Source organism: Pantoea ananatis PA13 (assembly GCF_000233595.1).
GTDB classification, from domain to species: Bacteria; Pseudomonadota; Gammaproteobacteria; order Enterobacterales; family Enterobacteriaceae; genus Pantoea; species Pantoea ananatis.
The window spans coordinates 1,371,702-1,391,393 of the sequence record NC_017554.1 but is presented as its reverse complement, the minus strand read 5'-3'; the positions used below and the strand labels follow the sequence as shown (position 1 = coordinate 1,391,393).

At 54.7% G+C, this 19,692-nt stretch carries 18 protein-coding genes and 2 tRNA genes; 11 read left to right on the top strand and 9 right to left on the bottom strand.

All coding sequences use genetic code 11. From position 1 onward, the window contains the following. The gene (locus PAGR_RS06650; RefSeq protein ID WP_013026614.1) at positions 1 to 786 is read right to left on the bottom strand and encodes an IclR family transcriptional regulator; all 786 of its coding nucleotides are present in this window, start codon (positions 784 to 786) and stop codon (positions 1 to 3) included. Positions 787 to 936: 150 nt separating this feature from the next. On the opposite strand from PAGR_RS06650, the gene PAGR_RS06645 reads away from it, so the two are divergent. The 3 genes from PAGR_RS06645 (at position 937) to ypdK (ending at position 3,843) form a co-directional block, all read left to right on the top strand. Beyond that, positions 937 to 2,538, top strand: coding sequence for an MFS transporter (locus PAGR_RS06645; protein WP_014605320.1), 1,602 nt, complete (start codon positions 937 to 939; stop codon positions 2,536 to 2,538). Positions 2,539 to 2,544: 6 nt separating this feature from the next. Continuing rightward, the gene (locus PAGR_RS06640) at positions 2,545 to 3,573 is read left to right on the top strand and encodes an HlyD family secretion protein (protein ID WP_014605319.1); all 1,029 of its coding nucleotides are present in this window, start codon (positions 2,545 to 2,547) and stop codon (positions 3,571 to 3,573) included. A gap of 198 nt (positions 3,574 to 3,771) precedes the next feature. Continuing rightward, positions 3,772 to 3,843: a membrane protein YpdK gene (gene ypdK / locus PAGR_RS24090; protein WP_006120362.1), complete on the top strand. Its 72-nt coding sequence runs from the start codon at positions 3,772 to 3,774 to the stop codon at positions 3,841 to 3,843. A gap of 50 nt (positions 3,844 to 3,893) precedes the next feature. Here the strand turns inward: ypdK and alaC are convergent, their stop codons facing one another. Beyond that, positions 3,894 to 5,129 carry an alanine transaminase gene (alaC, locus tag PAGR_RS06635; protein WP_014605318.1) on the bottom strand — a complete coding sequence of 412 codons (1,236 nt, stop codon included), beginning with the start codon at positions 5,127 to 5,129 and terminating at the stop codon, positions 3,894 to 3,896. A gap of 117 nt (positions 5,130 to 5,246) precedes the next feature. After that, positions 5,247 to 5,771: a GNAT family N-acetyltransferase gene (locus PAGR_RS06630; RefSeq protein ID WP_013026619.1), complete on the bottom strand. Its 525-nt coding sequence runs from the start codon at positions 5,769 to 5,771 to the stop codon at positions 5,247 to 5,249. A 265-nt stretch (positions 5,772 to 6,036) separates the two neighbouring features. Here PAGR_RS06630 and PAGR_RS06625 point away from each other — a divergent pair, with 265 nt between their 5' ends. Both PAGR_RS06625 and PAGR_RS06620 read left to right on the top strand, forming a co-directional pair. Continuing rightward, a complete protein-coding gene (locus PAGR_RS06625) occupies positions 6,037 to 7,707 on the top strand; it encodes a sensor histidine kinase (RefSeq protein WP_026021025.1) in 1,671 nt (556 codons plus the stop codon). Beyond that, entirely contained in the window at positions 7,704 to 8,432 is a 729-nt protein-coding gene (locus PAGR_RS06620; RefSeq protein WP_013026621.1) for a LytR/AlgR family response regulator transcription factor, read from the top strand. Before PAGR_RS06625 ends, PAGR_RS06620 begins: the two co-directional genes overlap by 4 nt. 53 nt (positions 8,433 to 8,485) lie before the next feature. On the opposite strand, the gene glk is transcribed toward PAGR_RS06620, so the two are convergent. Together glk and PAGR_RS06610 are read right to left on the bottom strand one after the other, a co-directional pair. Beyond that, a complete protein-coding gene (glk, locus tag PAGR_RS06615; protein ID WP_014594240.1) occupies positions 8,486 to 9,451 on the bottom strand; it encodes a glucokinase in 966 nt (321 codons plus the stop codon). Between the two features lie 162 nt (positions 9,452 to 9,613). Beyond that, positions 9,614 to 11,266, bottom strand: a complete 1,653-nt coding sequence (locus PAGR_RS06610; RefSeq protein WP_014605316.1) for a thiamine pyrophosphate-binding protein — start codon at positions 11,264 to 11,266, stop codon at positions 9,614 to 9,616. Between the two features lie 219 nt (positions 11,267 to 11,485). Between PAGR_RS06610 and mgrA the strand changes: the two genes are divergently transcribed. Both mgrA and PAGR_RS06600 read left to right on the top strand, forming a co-directional pair. After that, positions 11,486 to 12,475 carry an L-glyceraldehyde 3-phosphate reductase gene (gene mgrA / locus PAGR_RS06605; RefSeq protein ID WP_014605315.1) on the top strand — a complete coding sequence of 330 codons (990 nt, stop codon included), beginning with the start codon at positions 11,486 to 11,488 and terminating at the stop codon, positions 12,473 to 12,475. Between the two features lie 152 nt (positions 12,476 to 12,627). Next, complete coding sequence (locus tag PAGR_RS06600) at positions 12,628 to 12,990, top strand: DUF2502 domain-containing protein (RefSeq protein ID WP_013026625.1); 363 nt, start codon at positions 12,628 to 12,630, stop codon at positions 12,988 to 12,990. Between the two features lie 55 nt (positions 12,991 to 13,045). Here PAGR_RS06600 and PAGR_RS06595 read toward each other — a convergent pair whose 3' ends face one another. Continuing rightward, positions 13,046 to 13,723: an O-methyltransferase gene (locus PAGR_RS06595; protein WP_014594243.1), complete on the bottom strand. Its 678-nt coding sequence runs from the start codon at positions 13,721 to 13,723 to the stop codon at positions 13,046 to 13,048. Positions 13,724 to 13,840: 117 nt separating this feature from the next. Further along, positions 13,841 to 15,082: an Nramp family divalent metal transporter gene (locus PAGR_RS06590; RefSeq protein WP_013026627.1), complete on the bottom strand. Its 1,242-nt coding sequence runs from the start codon at positions 15,080 to 15,082 to the stop codon at positions 13,841 to 13,843. A gap of 361 nt (positions 15,083 to 15,443) precedes the next feature. Between PAGR_RS06590 and PAGR_RS06585 the strand changes: the two genes are divergently transcribed. Further along, a complete protein-coding gene (locus PAGR_RS06585) occupies positions 15,444 to 16,634 on the top strand; it encodes a NupC/NupG family nucleoside CNT transporter (RefSeq protein WP_014594244.1) in 1,191 nt (396 codons plus the stop codon). A 225-nt stretch (positions 16,635 to 16,859) separates the two neighbouring features. Further along, positions 16,860 to 17,621 carry a nucleotidyltransferase domain-containing protein gene (locus PAGR_RS06580; RefSeq protein ID WP_014605314.1) on the top strand — a complete coding sequence of 254 codons (762 nt, stop codon included), beginning with the start codon at positions 16,860 to 16,862 and terminating at the stop codon, positions 17,619 to 17,621. A 143-nt stretch (positions 17,622 to 17,764) separates the two neighbouring features. Here the strand turns inward: PAGR_RS06580 and PAGR_RS06575 are convergent. Then, a tRNA-Ala gene (locus tag PAGR_RS06575) sits at positions 17,765 to 17,840 on the bottom strand. Between the two features lie 46 nt (positions 17,841 to 17,886). Beyond that, positions 17,887 to 17,962 (bottom strand) — tRNA-Ala (locus PAGR_RS06570). 360 nt (positions 17,963 to 18,322) lie between these two features. Here PAGR_RS06570 and PAGR_RS06565 point away from each other — a divergent pair. Together PAGR_RS06565 and PAGR_RS06560 are read left to right on the top strand one after the other, a co-directional pair. Continuing rightward, positions 18,323 to 19,111 (top strand): formate/nitrite transporter family protein, encoded by a 789-nt coding sequence (locus tag PAGR_RS06565; protein ID WP_013026630.1) that lies wholly within the window; start codon positions 18,323 to 18,325, stop codon positions 19,109 to 19,111. Between the two features lie 112 nt (positions 19,112 to 19,223). Further along, on the top strand, positions 19,224 to 19,577 hold the full coding sequence (locus PAGR_RS06560) for a YfeC-like transcriptional regulator (RefSeq protein WP_024471562.1): 354 nt from the start codon (positions 19,224 to 19,226) through the stop codon (positions 19,575 to 19,577). Positions 19,578 to 19,692 lie beyond the last annotated feature (115 nt).

The window sequence follows — 19,692 nt, the reverse complement described above, 5'->3', positions numbered from 1 at the left end:
TTATCCTTCAACAGCGGCGATTTTGCCAATTTCGCGAATCAGCGCCTGTTTACATTGCAGCATTTCCTCACGATAACGTGCCTCGTGTTTCTTAAAACGTGCCGTAGGCACCAGTAAGGACACCGCAAAGCGGCCAAAGATCGTATCCAGCGCGAAAGCCATGGTTGAAACGCCTTCAAGCGTTTCACCGCGATCGTAGGAAATACTGGTTTTACGCACCTCGTGAATCATCTGCAAAAGCGCCGCCAGCGTTTTAACCGTTTTATCGGTCAGTTCGCGCCAGTCATCGCCTACCCTCGCCTGCACGTCGGCATCGCTTTCCAGCGCCAGCAACGCTCTGCCGCCTGAGGTGCTGTAAAGCGGCAGATCCAGTCCGATGCGCGGTACCACGCGCAGCTCGCGTGACGCCACAACATAATGCACAACCGCCAGCTGTGAGCCGCTTGCGCGGGCCAGCGATACGGTTTCATTGGTATCGGCAGAGAGTTTCTCCAGCAGGGGTTTCACTAAATCCACCACATCCGTGTTGACGCTGGACAGAAGTTTCAGCAAAGCCGGCCCCAGGCGCAGCCCGCCCGCCCCACTGCTTCGCACCAGCTCTGCGCTATCCAGCGCTGCCACGATACGTTGTACGGTGGAACGCGGCAGATCGACCACCTGCGCAATCTCGCCCAGGCTCATGCCACCGGGATGTTCGCCTAAGGCATTAAGAATTTTTGCCGCCCGGGCAATCACCTGAATGCCGCCCGTTTTTTCATCCTCGCGGCTGGATGATTGATGAGTCATAGCGTCGTCCTTTTTGAGCTGACTTACTGTAACCCGAAAAGCGCACGTTTTACAGCATGTACCGCATTGCAATACAGCATATTGCCATGTAATATCGCCGCGATGTATCGCATTGCAATACATCGAACCATAATAATGAGAGCGCCTGCTATGACAACCCGGCCCGGCAATGCGCCGACGCTGCATCCCTTTACCCTGCGACTGGCATTAGGCCTGCTTGGCGTCTGGATCGCCGCACTGACGTCAGGCCTTAACGATCGGGTCAGTGATATCGCCCTGGCCGATATTCGTGCCGCGCTGGGCATCGGCTACGACCAGGGTAGCTGGATTATTTCTGTTTATCAGGCCGCCGAAGTCGCCGCCATGATGATTGCGCCGTGGTTTGCCGTGACGTTTTCCCTGCGCCGTTTTTCGCTGATTATGTCCGCCGGTTTTTTATTATCCGGCGTGCTGCTGCCGCTGATGACGAACCCTGCTCTGTTTATTGCCTTGCGCGTCGTGCAGGGCCTGTTTGGCGGCGCGCTTCCCCCGATGCTGATGACCGTCGCGCTGCGATTTTTGCCCCCTCCGATTAAGCTTTATGGCCTGGGCGCCTATGCGCTTACCGCCACGTTTGGCCCGAACATGGCCGCCTCGCTGGCGGCCTTTTGGACAGATGAAGTCAGCTGGATGTTTGTGTTCTGGCAGGTCGTGCCCGGCATGCTGATTGCCCTCGTATTGATGGCCTGGGGATTACCTCAGGATCCCCTGCGCACCGAACGGTTTCAGCAGATCGACCTGTTTGGCATGCTCACCGGCTGTAGCGGCATGGCGCTGGTCGTTCTGGTGCTCACGCAAGGCGAACGGCTCGACTGGCTTGATTCGCAGCTCATTGCGGCCATGCTTCTTGCTGCGTTGCCGCTACTGATTGTGTTTTTGATTAACGAGTGGTTTCATCCGCTGCCGCTGTTTAAGTTGCAGATGCTGAGGCGGCGTAATTTGATGCACGGCTTACTGGTACTGGCGGGCGTACTCATTGTGTCACTGTCCGGCTCGGCGCTGCCCTCAACCTATTTTGCTCAGGTTGAGGGGTTCCGTATTGCCCAGTTTGCGCCGCTGGCCTTAACCATCGGCTTACCGCAGCTGATTATCGCGCCCTTTATCGCCGCCCTGCTGAATATTCGCTGGATCGACTGTCGCTGGGTGCTGTCGCTCGGCCTGGGGTTGCTTATCGCCGCTTGTCTGCTCGGCATGCAGATCACCTCCGGCTGGGCGAGGGACAACTTTTGGCTGATTCAGGCCTTACAGGCCGCGGGCCAACCGATGGTCATTTTGCCGGTCCTGATGAGCGCCACCAGCGTCGTTGCCCCGCCGGAAGGCCCGTTCGCCTCAGCGATGTTTAATACCGTGCGGGGATTCTCCAGCATCGCCGCCTCAACCCTGGTGTCATGGTTCGTCAGCCATCGTGAGCAGTTTCACTCCAGCATCCTGATTAATCAGGCGGCCAGCAGACCCTGGCTGATGACGGCCCCCGACAGCGGCCAGGCCAGTGGCCGCTATCCGCTTCTGCCAGACGGCAGCGCAAGCTCTGTTGAAAACCTGCGCGCTTTCGCCACCCAGGTCAAGCACCAGGCGCTGGTGCTCGGCCTGAGTGATACCTGGCTGCTGCTGATCGGTTTTGCGCTGCTGCTGCTGCTGATCACTGCTCTGCTACCCAAACGGGTCTGGCCGCCACAAACCTTGATCCACTCTGCCACCTCCACGTCGGGATAACTGAATATGCGTGCTTTAGTAATGAGAAAAACCCTGCTGCTTTCACTGCTGCTGCTGGTTTTACTGGCGATGGCGCTGGCTGTCTGGGCGGTCATGACCCGTAACGATCATCGTACTAATGATGCCTGGGTGAATGCTGATTACACCATCGTCGCGCCAAAAGTGTCCGGCTATGTCGCCCATATCGACGTGAAGGATAACCAGCAGGTGGCGGCGGGCGAACGCTTAGCCACGCTGGACGATCGCGATTATCGCGTGGCGCTTGAAAGCGCCGAAGCTGATTTGCAGGTCAGTGAAGCCAAACTGTTGAGCAGCCAGGCACAGCTGGAGCAACAGCAGTCAGTTATTGCGCAGCAAAAGGCCAGCGTCGCGGCCAGCCAGGCCACGGCTCAGTATGCCGGTCAGAGTGCTGAACGTTATAACCGCCTTTATAAAAGCGGTACGGTGGCCGCAGACGAGCAGCAAAAAGCCAGTTCTGCACAGCGTTCGGCCACGGCCACGGTGCGCCAGAGCGAAGCGGCGCTGGCTGCCGCCATTAAGCAGGTTGGCGTATTGCAGGCGGCCGTCAGGTCGTCACAGGCCGATGTCGCCGCGGCGAAAGCCAACGTCGATCAGGCACGTCTGAATCTTTCCTACACCCGTATTGTGGCGCCGGTGGCAGGCATGGTGGGACAGCGTACGGTGCGGCTGGGGGCCTGGGTTTCCGCTGGCACGCGTCTGCTGGCGGTTGTACCGCTGCAGCAAACCTATATCACAGCCAACTATCTGGAAACGCAGTTGAAAGATGTTCGCCCCGGGCAACCCGTGCGCATCAAAGTGGATGCGTTACCCGATCAGGTCTTTACCGGCCATGTTGACAGCATTGCACCCGCGACGGGCGCGACATTCTCGGCGATTTCTCCCGACAATGCGACCGGCAACTACACTAAGATCGTTCAGCGCTTGCCGGTGAAAATTGTGCTGGATAAAGGGCAGCCGAATCTGGCCCAGTTACGTGTCGGGATGTCCGCCGTTCCGGAAATTAACACTCAGTAAAAAATGTGAACAAACTCTCAGAACCAAACTATTTCTTTTCGGTCTGAATACGCGTAGATTAGCCCCGATCCTGTACTGAGTTATTCAGTTCGTCCGGGAAACCGTTGACCGTTGACCTGAACGGCGGCCTTATCCCTTCTGTCCGCGTTGCGCTGGATCGGGATCGCCAATATCGTAACCGCTCAGAGGAGTTCGTGTGTGAAATATGCATTGATGGGAATTTCTTTCTTCGTACTGCTTTGGGTCGGCACCTTTGTGCTGATGCTGTAGTTTCTGCAAGCAGTCCGTAGGGGGCGACAGACGGTCGCCCCAGTGGCGTACTATATTTGTTCTTCCATGCTTTTCACGCTGCCTGGCAGAATACCGTCAGCACGAAACATCGCTTTAATCCCTCTTACTGCCTGACGAATACGATCGCTGTTTTCAATCAGCGCAAAGCGGACATGCGTGTCACCGTAATCACCAAATCCCACGCCTGGCGAGACGCAGACTTTCGCATCCTGCAGCATATGCTTGGCAAATTCCAGTGAACCGAGATGAGCGTAGTGGTCAGGTATTTTTGCCCACACGTACATAGAGGCTTTAGGAATATCAACCATCCAGCCCGCTTCATGGAGCCCTTTTACCAGCACATCGCGACGGCGTTTATATTGCTCGGCAATATCACGCACGCATTGCTGATCGCCTTCCAGCGCGGCAATCGCCGCCACCTGCAAGGGCGTAAAAGTCCCGTAATCGTGATAGCTCTTGATACGTGCCAGCGCAGCGACCAGTTCTTTGTTGCCGACCATAAAGCCAATGCGCCAGCCTGCCATGTTGTAGCTTTTAGACAGGGTAAAGAATTCGACTGCCACATCGCGTGCACCCGGCACCTGCATGATAGAAGGCGCTTTCCAGCCGTCATAAACGATATCGGCATAAGCCAGATCGTGGATCACCAGGACGTTATACTGCTTCGCCAGCGCAATCACGCGTTCGAAAAAGTCCAGTTCAACGCATTGAGACGTCGGATTGGAGGGAAAACCCAGTACCATCATCTTGGGTTTGGGATAGCTTTCCCGGATGGCACGCTCCAGCTCATTGAAAAAATCAATGCCTTCCACCAGCGGTACAGAACGCACCTGGGCACCGGCGATCACTGCGCCGTAGATATGAATAGGATAACTGGGATTAGGCACCAGCACCGTGTCGCCATGATCGAGCGTTGCCAGCATCAGGTGGGCCAGGCCTTCTTTGGAGCCAATCGTGACGATAGCTTCAGATTCCGGATCGATATCAACCTGATAACGCTCTTCATACCAGCGTGAAATCGCGCGGCGCAGACGAGGAATTCCCCGCGACGTCGAGTAACCGTGCGTATCTTCGCGTTGTGCCACCTGGCACAGTTTTTCTACGATATGAGGCGGCGTCGCCCCATCAGGATTGCCCATTGAAAGATCAATGATGTCTTCACCGCGCCGACGCGCAGCCATCTTCAGTTCAGCGGTGATGTTAAATACGTAAGGCGGCAGGCGTTCAATGCGTGAGAAACGACGGGTTGTGCTGTTATCAGCCATGATATCCTCTGGAAAACGTTAGCGCCCGGACCGTCCGAGCGACGCTGGTCACTGCGGTGACCACAACAAGAACATAACGTGCCAATAACAACTTTGTCGATAGGAGCAGAAAATTTTTTATATTTGCGGATGGAGTCGCTCAAGCAGCCAGTCATTCACCCAGCGGTCATTTAACAGATAATTATGTTGTAGTGTGCGCTGTAGCGTGAAGCCATTTTTTTCCAGAATCCGACGTGATGCCCAGTTCCCCTCTACCACCATCGCCTTGAGTTTGAGGAAATCAGCATCAAACAAACACTCACACAGTGCCTCCAGGGCTTCACTGCCAAAGCCCTGGCCACAGTGGCGATGCAGCAGCATGTAGCCGATCTCGGCCTGGCGGGCAGGCTGCCACTCAGGCGTGCAGCCCAGTAGGCCAATGGCCTCTCCGCTATCGCGCCGCCTGACGACCAGACACAACATGTGAAAGCTGCCCACCTGCCAGGGTGCCAGACGTTGGGTGAAACGTTCGCGGATATCATCTTCGTCGGGAATGTCACTCACCCACTTCATCGTATCGCGATCTTCATGCACAGCCCTGAACAGTTGCCAGTCTTCAGGGCGTAATGTCGTTAGCGTCAAACGTGAAGTCATTACCTGCATACTCTACTCCCGAGCGATGGCTTAAACGAGGATAACGGCGCGAATCACCTTGTCAGGCGTCCGCGCCCTGCCCCAAATTCAGCGAGGAATAATCTGTTCCCCTTTAATGCACTCAACATTTCCGCTTTTCCCTGTTTTAGATAAATTGATCTAAAACATGAACAGCCGCGCTGACCGTCAGGCATGCTGGCGCATCATCATCACATTTTTTATCATAGCGTTCTTTAACATAGCTGAAGAGTCGCCTGTGACTTCACACTTTAACATGCTCCTCGCCGTCTTTGATCGCGCCGCGCTGATGCTGATCTGCCTGTTTTTTTTGACGCGAACCCGGCCTTTTCGTCAGCTGTTACAAAAGGATGAGCATACCTCGCTGGAAAAAGCCGCCGTCATTGCGATTTTTTCCCTGTTCGCCCTATTCAGTACCTGGTCAGGCGTTAACGTGGAGGGATCACTGCTTAACGTGCGGGTGATTGCGGTGATGGCGGGCGGCATTCTCTTTGGCCCCTGGGTGGGAATTGCCACAGGCGTGATTGCCGGCCTGCACCGCTTTCTGATTGATGTTCATGGCGTTACCTCTGTGCCTTGCCTGATCACCAGCATCATAGCCGGGATCGTCGCGGGGGGAATCAACCGTCGGGTGCAGCGCGAACGGCGCTGGTTGGTAGGGATTCTGGGCGGTATGTTTTGTGAAAGTCTGACGATGCTGCTGATTGTGCTATGGGCCAAACCTGTCGCGCTGGGGCTGGCGATTGTGTCTGAAATCGCCCTGCCGATGATTCTCGGTGCCTCCAGCATTGGCTTAATCGTGTTGCTGGTGCAGAGCGTAGAGGGCGAGAAAGAGGCCATTGCAGCGCGTCAGGCCAAGCTGGCGCTGGATATTGCTAACCAGACGCTGCCGCTGTTCAGGCAGGTGAACAGCGATTCACTTCGCAACATTTGCGATATTATCCGGCGGGAAATCAAAGCGGATGCCGTCGCCATGACCAATAAACAGAAGATTTTGGCCTATGTTGGCTATGGCGAGCACAACTATCAGCACGGCGATGACGGTATCAGCCCCACCACGGCTCAGGCGATTCACAGCGGAAAAATCATCATTAAAAACAATGATGAAGCCCATCGGACAAAAGACATTCATTCAATGATCGTCATTCCACTGCGGGAAAAAGGACAGGTTACCGGCACCTTAAAAATCTACTATCGCCGTGCGTACCGTATCACGGGTTCACTAAAAGAGATGGCCGTGGGCCTGTCGCAGATTATCTCCACCCAGCTTGAAGTTTCCCGCACCGAGCAGCTGCGAGAGATGGCCAATAAAGCGGAACTGCGGGCGCTCCAGAGTAAAATAAATCCGCATTTCCTGTTTAATGCGCTCAATGCGATTTCATCTTCTATCCGCCTTAATCCGGATACGGCGCGTCAGCTGGTCATTAACTTATCGCGTTATCTGCGTTACAACCTCGAACTGAATGACGATGAGCTGATCGATATTAAAAAAGAGCTGTGGCAGGTAAAGGATTACATCGCCATTGAACAGGCTCGCTTCGGCGACAAGCTGACGATGATTTATGACGTGGATGAGGATTTGCATTTCTCGCTGCCCAGCCTGCTGATTCAGCCGTTGGTCGAAAACGCCATCGTGCATGGCATTCAACCCTGTAAAGGCAAAGGCGTGGTCACGCTGAGCGTGCGCGATTTGGGCGACAAGGTCCGCATTGCCGTGCGGGATACAGGACAAGGCATTAGCGATGAGGTGATCGACAAGGTCGCGCGCAACGACATGCCGGGCAATAAAATCGGTCTGTTAAACGTGCATCACCGGGTCAAATTGCTTTCGGGCCAGGGACTGCATATCGTGCGTCATCAACCCGGCACAGAGATTGCCTTTACGCTGGGCAAAAACGGACAGCCACTGGTGGGGAATCTTGCATGAAAGCCATCATCGTAGAGGATGAATTCCTTGCCCAGCAAGAGCTGAGCTGGATGATTCAGCAGCACAGTAAAATTGACATTGAAGCCTGCTTTGATGACGGACTCGACGTGCTGAAATATCTGCAACAGCACCGGGTTGATGTGATCTTTCTCGACATTAATATCCCGTCTCTGGATGGCATGTTACTGGCGCAGAATATCCATCAGTTCGTTCACAAGCCGCTCATTGTCTTTATTACCGCCTGGAAAGAGCATGCGGTCGAGGCCTTTGAGCTGGAAGCATTTGACTATATTCTCAAGCCCTATCATGAGTCACGTATTATCACGATGCTCAACAAGCTGGAAGCCAGCTGGCAACAGCAGCATACGATTACCCAGGCACCGAGTGCGCAACATGCCCTCACGGTTAACCTGATCAAAGATGAGCGCATCATCGTGACCGACGTAAACGATATTTACTACGTTGAAGCCCACGAAAAATTAACCTTCGTGTACACGCGCCGCGAAGATTACGTGATGTCGATGAACATCAGCGAATTTTGCGCACGCCTGCCTGAACAGCAATTCTTTCGCTGTCACCGCTCGTACTGCGTCAACCTGAATAAGATCAGAGAGATTGAACCCTGGTTCAATAATACTTATCTGCTGAAGCTAAGGGACAAGGATTTTCAGGTGCCGGTCAGTCGTAGCAAGGTCAAAACCTTCCGGCTGCTCATGCGTTTGTAGGGGAATGGCGGAATGGACACAGCCCTTCCCACCGGGAAGGGCAACGGCAGGCATTAGATAATGCGGCCCAGCGTTTGGCGCAGGTGCGCGCCAGCGCCTAATAATCCGGGTTGATCGTGGGTGATCATATAGACCGGAATCGTGGCGACATAATCGCGAAAGCGCCCTTTGTCTTCGAAGGCCGCCCGGAAGCCCGACGATTTGAAGAACTCCAGGAAGCGCGGCACGATACCGCCCGCGATGTACACTCCACCGAAGGTGCCAAGGTTCAGGGCCAGATTACCGCCGAAACGTCCCATAATCACGCAGAACAGCGACAGTGCACGACGGCAGTCGGTGCAGCTGTCAGCAAGCGCACGCTCACTCACTTCTTTGGGCTTGAGATTTTCGGGTACGCGATGATCGACTTTCACAATCGCCCGATAGAGATTGACCAGCCCCGCGCCGGACAGAACGCGCTCGGCCGACACATGGCCTAGCTCTTCCCGCAACACTTCGAGGATTTGATCTTCTTCTTCGCTGTTGGCCGCAAAGTCAACGTGGCCGCCTTCGCCGGGCAGACTGACCCAACGCTTATCAACATGGACCAGATGACTCACGCCCAGCCCGGTACCCGCGCCGTAAATGGCCACAGGCTTATCCTTGATAGGCTCCTTGCCACCAAACTGAATGACATGTTCCGCACCCAGCATAGGGATGGCCATGGAAACCGCTGTGAAGTCGTTAATAATTTCCAGGTGTTCAAAACCGATGTTTTCTTTGAGCTTTTTGGTCGAAAATGCCCAGTCGTGGTTGGTCATCTCAACCCAGTCATCGGTAATCGGGCAGGCAATGGCGATACAACCGTCTTTGATATCCTGCTTTTGTTCATCAAGATAGTGGCGGATGACGGCTTCGAGGCTGTCGTAGTCTGATGTTGCGAATGTTTTGGCCTGGGAGATGCTGCCGTTTTCCACCTCACACAAAGCGAGACGGGCATTGGTGCCGCCGACATCGCCGACCAAGGCATAAGTTGTCATTCTTCTGGTGCTCCGCTTGGGGGTCTTAAAGAGTTGGAGGACACTATAAAATCCTGCCGATAAAACAACAACGCTCACCGAAGTTATTGGTGAGCGTCTGACTCGTGTGTGCAACAGCCTAACCGCGTTAGGCTGGCCTGCACAGAGGCAACTTTCCGAATCTCAACCGCCGTTGCGCTGGCTCAGGCAGGCTGAGACTTTGCGCAATAACGGCGGCAGGTCATCTTTTTGCATCACCACTTCAATAAACGACAGCCTGCGCTGCTGTGTGAGCTGCGCCATCAGCGCCTGGAGCTGCACGGTTTCACTGATGCGCCAACTCTGCGCCTGGCATTCCAGGCTCATCGCCTGCGGCAGCGCTGTCCAGTTCCATTGGGCAATATCATTATAACGTTGCGCGGCGCCGTGAATCGCCCGCTCCACAGTATAGCCTTCATTGTTTAGCAGAAAAATGAGGGGATGCTGTTGATCTCGCAGCATGGATCCTAACTCCTGGATGGTCAACTGGGCCGAACCGTCGCCAATAATCAGGATAACGCGCTGCCCGGGCCAGGCCGTTTGCGCACCAAACGCGGCGGGTAACGTATAACCGATAGAGCCCCAGAGCGGCTGCACTAAAAGCTGTGCCCCAACGGGCAACCGCAGAGATGCGGCACCAAATGCCGCCGTTCCCTGGTCCGCCAGAATAATATCGCCAGGCTGCAGAAACCCCTGCATCGCCTGCCAAAAAGCAGACTGGCTGATAAGAGCGGCGTCGGGAACCGGCTCTGCCGCCCGTGGCGCACAGGCGGCCTGCCAGCCTTCCCCCAGGCGTTCGAAGACGGGCAGCAGCGCCTGCAATGCCTCTGCCATCGACAACGGGGCAAACGTCTGTCCCGCTACGCTCGCGCTGTGCGGCTGAATATCGATAAGTCGTGCCTGACTGAACTGCTGCGTAAAACCCGCCGTAATGGTGTCGGTAAACCGCACGCCAGCACAAATCGTCACGTCCACCTCTTCAATTTGCTGCCGCACGTCACCTTCACTGCCTTCGCCGGCATAGGTACCGACAAAGCCCGGCTGCTGTTCATCCAGTACACCTTTACCCATTAACAACGTGGCACAGGGAAACGCACGTCCTGCCCGTAAGGCCGCCAGCGCCGGCTGCTGTTGCCAGCGCTGGGCAAGAAAATCGGCGAGCAGCGAAACCCGCTTCGCAGGTGCCAGCAACCGCTCTGCCGCCTGCTGAAATGAGATGCGCACCTCATCAGACGACGCGGTAATGGGCATTAGCGGCTGATCAGGCGCAGAGGTTTGCCGCTGTGCAACGTCAACCGGCAGCATTAAATAGCCCGGACGATGCTGCTGAAGCGCAGTCAGTATAACCCTGTCGATTTCAGCCGTGGCATTGTCAGCCGTCAACGCTGCCGTTGCGGCGCTGACCTCCTTCGCCATTCGGATGAAGTGGCCGAAGTCCCCGTCTCCCAGCGTATGATGCACACAATCCCCCTGCTGCATCGCCTGGCTTGATGGCGCGCCCACGATGTGGATGACCGGCAGGTATTCGGCAAAGCTGCCCGCCAGACCATTAATGGCGCTGAGTTCTCCCACGCCAAAGGTGGTCAGCAAGGCGGCTGCGCCCGTGCAACGCGCGTAGCCGTCTGCGGCGTAAGCGGCGTTCAGCTCATTGGCGCATCCCACCCAGCCAATATCCGGGTGCGCAATAACGCGGTCCAGAAACTGCAGATTGTAGTCACCCGGTACGCCGAACAAATGCCTGACGCCGCACTCCTGTAAGCGAGCCAACAGATAATCACCAACCGTAAAATCGGACATAGCGAATTCCTTTGAGGGGATTGTTCTGATAAGTATCTGACATGGCGAAAATTTGGCGAGAATGGCAGCAAATTTAGCCGATGCATTGCATGGCAAGCCCGCGTTACGACCGTGCATTATTCCGTGAATATGCGACTTCACACGAATTAATACTGAGTGTAAGCGTATACACTGAGGCGGTTTTGGCACATTTATTTGTTTTTTACTCAGGACCTTACTATGACAGCTTTCCCTCATCCGGACCGATATCAGCATATGCAGTGGCGTCGCAGTGGGCGCAGCGGCCTGAAACTTCCCGCGATTTCACTGGGCCTGTGGCATAACTTTGGCGACAACACGCAACTGGACGTGAGCCGCCAACTGCTGCGCCACGCGTTTGACCACGGCATTGCGCATTTCGACCTGGCGAATAACTACGGCCCGCCTCCCGGCTCCGCCGAAGTCAATTTTGGCCGCATCATGCGTGAAGATTTTCAGGCTCATCGCGATGAACTGATTATTTCGACCAAAGCCGGTTACACCATGTGGGAAGGTCCTTATGGCGACTGGGGCTCCCGAAAATATCTGGTCGCGAGCCTGGACCAGAGCCTGCGTCGGATGGGGCTGGAATATGTCGATATCTTCTATCACCACCGTCCGGATCCGGACACGCCGCTAGAAGAAACCATGCGGGCGCTGGATCATGTGGTCAGGCAGGGTAAAGCGCTGTATGCGGCGATTTCAAACTATCCCGCGGAACGGGCGGCCGACGCGATGGCGATTCTGCGCGATCTGGGCACGCCGTGCCTGATCCACCAGCCTCGTTATTCGCTCTTTGAACGTACACCGGAACAGGGATTACTTCAGACGCTGGATGCGCATGGAGCAGGCTGTATTGCGTTCTCGCCGCTGGCGGGTGGCGTGCTGACCGATCGCTATTTGCAGGGCATCCCGCAGGATTCTCGCGTTGCCAGCGGCAGCAAATTCCTGAACGAAAGCCAGCTTACCGACGAAAAGATGGAAAAAGTTCGCAGGCTTAATGCTATTGCGCAACAGCGCGGCCAGAAGCTGGCACAGATGGCGCTGACGTGGGTACTGCGCGATCCCCGCATTACCTCGGTACTGATAGGCGCGAGTAAAACGGCGCAAATCGATGATGCCCTACAGATGCTGAGTCAGGCGCCCCTCAGGGACGACGAACTGGCCGCAATTGAGTCCGCGCTGCTGTAACCGCACCGCCTGGTTCGCCAGGCGGCTGCGCCAGAAAACTCTCAAACCTTGAGCTTTAACGGTTTTTCAGACGGCTTCCACAGGTTTCTCCGGCCTGATACCGACAAAATAGCGTATCAGCAGCGGAGACACGCTGCCGTCAGGAGAAAATCATGATACGTGGAATCTTACTGGCTGCCGTTGTAGCCATGTTAATGCCGCTGGCAATGCACACCGCTCAGGCCTCAGATACATCCGTGCGTCTCGCGCCCGGCGTAACGCTTCATCTGGGCGATCGTGACCGCCGAGGTTATTACTGGGACGGTCACCACTGGCGTGAGCCGCGCTGGTTTAACGATCGCTATGCTTATAAAGAGCGTCGCTGGTGGCGACACGAAGCGTGGCGACGTCATCAGCAGTGGGAACGCGAACGCCGCTGGCACGCACGCGACAGACAACGTCGCTGGGAGCATGAGCATCGCCACTGGCACGCTGAACGCCGCGAACACCATCGCTATCCTGAACGCTATCGCTAAAGCGCGCCTGTTGGCCCGAACGGGTTGGCAGGCCACCTGAGGTGTAGTGCCAGCTCTACTTCACTCTGGCCATGACAAAGCCATCCCAGCCCTTTTCGCCTACGGTTTGAATCGCCGTCGCGTCCAGCCGGGGATCGCTGGTAAGCAGTTGGAAAAATTCACGCACGCCCTGCACGTTGCAGTCTGTGGAAGCCGCCTCTGTTACCGCCCCGCCTCGTACAACGTTGTCGGCAATAATGACCGTGCCGGGGCGCGCCAGAGTGACTGCCCAACGCAGGTAGTGCGGATTGTTTCGCTTATCCGCATCGATAAAGATCAGGTCGAACGGCCCCTGCAGTTGAGGCAGCACGTCCAGCGCTGCACCGAGACGCAGATCGACACGTTCGGCCAGCCCTGCACGGTGGATGTTCTGCCTGGCAACCTGCGCATGATGGCTGTCAGCTTCGAGAGTGGTAATTTTCCCTTCCGCACCCAGCGCCTGAGCCATCCAGAGGGTGCTGTAACCTCCCAGCGTGCCAATTTCCAGCACGCGTGAGGCATTAATCATTTTGATAAACAGCCCGAGCATCTTGCCTTGCAGGGCAGAAACATCGTGAGCAGGCAGCCCCGCCTGACGGTTGGCGACAAGCGCGGCTTGAAAATGGCTATCGGCAGGAATAAGTTGCTGAGAAAAGTAGTCGTCGACCGCAGCCCATTTTGGCTGGTCTTCTGAAGGATAATCCGGTGTCCGCATCGTTCCGCTCCTGAATCAACAAGACAGAAGAAAATATAAACGGATGCGGATAAAGCTCAAGGCAACAGGCTTTAAAAGCTAAAGATGGGCTGCCTGACGGGTTGCCAGGCAGCGGCATTACATTCCCATCATCTGGCCGATCAGCAGATAGGCGTTAAGACTCACCACCAGCACCACGATGACGCGGCCGGTGTTTTGCATCAGTCGTGAATTGACCAATGCCTCGCCCATCAGCTCACGGTTGCCGGTGAAGGCCAGCAGCGGAATGAGAGCCAGCGCGATACCAAAGCTCAGCAACACCTGACTCATGACTAACACGCGCGTAGGATCCCAGCCGGCCCAGATCACAATAAACGAAGGCACCATGGTTACTGCGCGTCGCACCCACAGCGGAATATAGAATTTTATAAATCCCTGCATGACCACCTGTCCGGCCAGGGTGCCCACCACGGTAGAAGACAGCCCCGCCGCGACCAGGCTTAAGCCAAACACCGTGGCGGCAGCGTGGCCCAGTAACGGCTGCAACGTGGTGTAAGCCTGATCGAGCTCGGCAATCCCGCTGTGGCCGCTAAAATGGAAGGCGGCAGCGGCCGTGGCCATCATCGCCAGATTGACAAATCCCGCAATGGTCATGGCAATGGCGACATCAAGCTTGGTGGATGAATAGCGCCGGGCCTGACTGTCACTGCTTTTTCCCTGGGTCAATGCAGAATGCAGATAAATCACGTGCGGCATAATGGTGGCGCCCAGCACACCCGCAGCAAGAAAGACCGCATCCGCGTTGGGCAGAGACGGCAGCGCCATGCCTGTCACCAGTTCACTGACCTTGGGCTGGGAGAAAAACAGCTCCACAATGTACGCTGCCGCCACAAACAGCAGCAGGCCACCAATCACCAGCTCCAGCGGCTTTTGCCCACGGTTTTGCAGCATCAAAATAAGCACGGTGGCCACGCCGGTAAGCACAGCGCCCTGCATCAGGGACACACCCAGCAGCAGTTTAAAGCCCAGAGCGGCACCGATAAATTCTGCGAGATCGGTCGCCATCGCGATGATCTCCGCCTGTACCCAATAGAACCACACCGCCGGACGGGGAAAACGATCGCGGATGTGTTCCGCGAGGTTTTTGCCCGTCGCAATGCCCAATTTGGCTGACATCAACTGGATAAGCATCGCCATGATATTGGCCCATACCACGACCCAAAGGAGCTGGTAACCGTAAGCAGCACCCGCCTGGATATTGGTCGCAAAGTTGCCCGGATCGATATAGCCGATAGCGGCGATAAACGCGGGCCCCAACAGGGCGAGTTTCACTTTTCTTGCTCCGCGAGCGGCGCGCTCGGCGGCACGGCTTTCAAACATATTGGCTACCCTGTCGTTGGTTTACCTGTGCAGCTTAAAGCGACACAGGTGCAAGTGAAATGCGGTTTTAGTAATCAGTGTAATAGATAGTGCTATAAAGTATAGCCATTGCTATAAATTGGAGGTGCAGAATGCCTCAAGGTCAGGCGAAATTCCCCTACTCTACGTGTTGTTTAAATTACAGACAATAGGTTTAAGTGAATATGATGTGAACAATTTGGTTACAGGGCGTGATCGGTGAGAGTATTCTGAGAAAATTGGCGATATTGAATACTTATATTGTGGTGGAGATCTCGTTTTTCGGTAAGCCGTTACATAGAATACGCAGCAAAATACAATCCTCCTCAAATTTGGAGCAATCATGTCCCATATTTTGCAGTTTCTTTTAGCACTAGTGGTCGTTGGCGTGCTGGCCCTGCTGGTCAGCCACGACAGAAAAAGTATTCGGGTTCGCTACATCGTACAGCTTCTGGTTATTGAGATCGTTCTGGCATGGTTCTTCCTGAACTCGGAAGCCGGTCTGGGATTCGTCAAAGGATTTGCCGGTTTCTTCGATCATCTTCTGAAATATGCCGCTCAGGGTACCAACTTCGTGTTCGGTAACATGAATGATAAAGGCCTGGCGTTCTTCTTCCTGAACGTATTGTGCCCCATCGTGTTCATCTCAGCCCTGATTGGTATTCTTCAGCACTTCCGCATCCTGCCATGGGTCATACGTGGAATTGGTACCGTGCTGTCTAAGATCAACGGCATGGGCAAACTGGAATCTTTCAACGCCGTAAGCTCTCTGATTTTGGGACAGTCTGAGAACTTTATCGCGTACAAAGATATTCTGGGCAAAATGTCTCAACGCCGTATGTACACCATGGCGGCCACTGCGATGTCGACGGTTTCCATGTCTATCGTGGGCGCTTACATGACCATGCTGCAACCTAAGTATGTTGTCGCTGCGCTGGTGCTGAATATGTTCAGTACCTTTATCGTGCTGTCGCTCATCAACCCTTACCGCGTTGACAGCGAAGAAGATCTGCAACTGCAGGATCTGCATCAGGGTCAGAGCTTCTTTGAAATGCTGGGCGAGTACATTCTTGCCGGTTTCCGCGTCGCCATCATCGTTGCAGCCATGCTGATCGGTTTTATCGCGCTGATTTCGGGCCTGAACGCGCTGTTTGACTTCATCTTCGGCGTGACCTTCCAGGGCGTGCTGGGTTATGTCTTCTACCCCTTTGCGTGGGTGATGGGCGTGCCATCAGGCGAAGCCCTGCAGGTCGGCAGCATCATGGCAACCAAACTGGTTTCCAACGAGTTTGTGGCCATGATGGATCTGCAGAAAATTGCCGGTCAGCTGTCACCGAACGCGGAAGGCATCCTGTCAGTATTCTTAGTCTCATTCGCCAACTTCTCGTCTATCGGCATCGTCGCTGGCGCCATCAAGGGACTGAACGAAGAGCAAGGTAACGTGGTTTCACGCTTCGGTCTGAAACTGCTGTACGGCTCAACGCTGGTCAGCGTGCTGTCTGCGGCGATTGCAGGCCTGGTACTGGCATTCTGAGTTCGCGTTCTGCCCACATCAAGGCGAGTCAAACGACTCGCCTTTTTTGTCTCCCTCCCATCCATAACTCCTTGCCCGCCGGAACCTGAGTGCCGGGCAAGAAAGTTGACCCCATCTCTCGCCCTGATAAATACTGCCCTTGTCTGCTGAGCGGAAGATCTCGCGGTTTACCACGCACCTCCGCATCGTTCAGTTATCCACTGTGTTTGCCATACAGGAGCCATTATGAGTCTGGATCCACAGGGTTTTATCCTTACCCTGCCCTTTGCAGACGTTCAGCCCGCGTTTCAGGCTGTCATTGACGATGCCCTGGCCCACCTGAGCGCTGACTATCGGTATAGCCTGCACAGCGTTTATCTTTACGGCAGCGTAGCGTCGGGAAACGCCGTTGAGGGAGAATCTGATTTGGACCTGTGCCTGATATTCAGCTATTCACCTGATCAGGCGCAGCAAAACAGCCTGGCCGATTTGAAAAAGGCGCTGGCCGTGAAGCATCCCGTAGTGAGTAAAGTCGATTTTGATATCGGCACGCTCAATGAGGCCCGCGCGCCGGAGAACAGCCTTTCCTGGGGATTCTGGCTGAAGCACCATTGCCGCTGTCTCTATGGCCAGGATCTCTCTGTGCTTTTTGCGCTTTACAGGCCATCCCGCGCGCTGGCCTGGGCGATAAACCGCGATGTCACAGAGGTGCTGAGCGAGTATGCAACGCGCCTGTCCCGCGCCAGCCAGCCCTGGCAGCAGCGACCACTTCAGCGCGCGGCTGCCAGAAAACTGATTCGCGCCACCAATATGTTACGTAAAGATAGCGACACGGACTGGCCGCGCAGCCTTGAGGAGCACGTTGAGCGGTTCGTTGCGCGTTATCCGGCGCGTGAAGCGGCAATGGCCTTCTTTTTCGCAGAAAGTCAGGCACCACGGGCGACGGCTGAGGCGTTTATTCTACAGCTTAATGACTTCCGTCGATGGCTGGCGCAACAATTAGGCTGAATTCAGGCACAACGCCAGGTGATAAACGCCTGCTGTGTTGCAGAAAGATAACGTCAAAGAGGATAAATCGCACAGGCACGCTATATACGCTTGTGTGTGGATTGACGAAGAGAAATATCAGAAAGGCTGAGAAGCCAGAGATTTGGTGGAGATAAGCGGGATCGAACCGCTGACCTCTTGCATGCCATGCAAGCGCTCTCCCAGCTGAGCTATACCCCCACATCTGGAAATCATTTTTTCAGTGCCAAACTTTTGGGAAGAAGTTTGGTGGAGCTAAGCGGGATCGAACCGCTGACCTCTTGCATGCCATGCAAGCGCTCTCCCAGCTGAGCTATAGCCCCGAACCGAAAAAACCGTCGTGTTAAGCGACGGACGGCATAATATGCAACCCCCCATGGAGTGTCAACGGCAAAATCACATTCTGTGTTTGATCGCTGAAAAAGACGGCAAACTCAGCGTGATGACGTGCGTTTGTTTCTCTCCTGCCCTTGTTAACATCGTGAAAGGAGCCTGGTTGAAGAGTAAGTTTTTATCGGTAGTTAAGTTAATTCACGGTTAAATATGTTATGGGAATTATCTTGTCTTCCCGGTAATGTCGTGTAAAACTTAGCCCGCTATCTAATACGGCTGCATGGTTTTCTCCAGCGCACCGTTCTTCAACCAGGCGTTTTCGCTCCAATACTAAAATCAATAGAGAATATATGTCGCTGCATACACCCAAAGAGATCGCCCAGCTGGCGATTCAGGCTGGCGTGGCAAAAAGCCATGCTTCCATTAGCTCCTTAATCATTCTTGGCTTCATGGCAGGTGCCTTTATTGCTACAGGTTTCTTGCTGGATGTTCATGTCATTAACTCTCTCCCTGCTGACTGGGGCTCATTTGGCGGCTTCTTAGGGGCTGCGGTGTTCCCGGTGGGATTGATCCTGACCATTCTGGCCGGTGGTGAACTGTTAACCGGTAATATGATGACGTTGCCTGTTGCCTGGTTTGCACGCCGTATTAGTGGCTACAGCGTATTACGCAACTGGTTCTGGGTAACGATTGCCAACTTCCTTGGCAGCATCGCTATCGCCTGGTTCTTTGGCCACATGCTGGCCATGACCGAGGGTGATTACCTTAAAAAGACGCTGGCGATTGCGAATGCCAAAGTCCATGCCGATTTCCTGCATGCGTTCATTTCTGGCATCGGTTGTAACTGGCTGGTATGTCTTGCCGTGTGGCTGGCCTTCGCCAGTAAAGATGTGGTCGGCAAAATTTTCGCGATGTGGTTCCCGGTCATGGCGTTTGTGGCCATTGGTTTCCAGCACGTTGTGGCGAATATGTTCATTATTCCTGCTGCGATCTTTGCCGGACAGATGAGCTGGGCTGAATATTTGCCTAACTTCGTGGCGGTATTCTTAGGTAACGCCGTCGGCGGCGCCGTTTTCGTTGGTCTGGCTTACTTCCTCGCTTTCCGCCCCGCAGCCGAGCAGCCAAGCACTGCGCAATAAACAATCCCCTGCCTTTTGTTGAGAGACAAAAGGCAATTTCGTTTCCTGTTACTTTCACGCGTTACGATTTGCTGTAATATGTATGGCTAATGTATTGAACAGGGACAGCATCGTGAAAAAGGAATGGCTAACTCCGGAAGAACTGGCAATCGAAACGGGCTACAGTCGGCAGACGGTGAACAAATGGATCAAACGCGAGAACTGGACGACCACGCCAAAACCCGGCGTTCAGGGCGGAAAAGCCAGATTGATTCATATTGATGAACGCGTGAAAAGTTTCATTCAGTCGACGCGCAACCTTAATGAACCCACGGCAAATTATACTCCCCCACCGAATTCATTACCTGCGTTATTGATAAGTTCTGTCCAGCAAATGAGTCAGAACGAGCAAGATCAGCTCACGGCGTTGATTTTGCGGGAAGGGATAAAAGGTGTGCTTGACCGACTGGGCATTCACGAACAATAAAAAAACCGGAAGCGCGATGCTTCCGGTTTTTTTTCGTCTCAGACAATCACGTCCCGCGGCCTGGCCTTCATCGGTTAATGCCAGAAAGCGCTCGGCCGCAAGCCGCCGTGTAAGA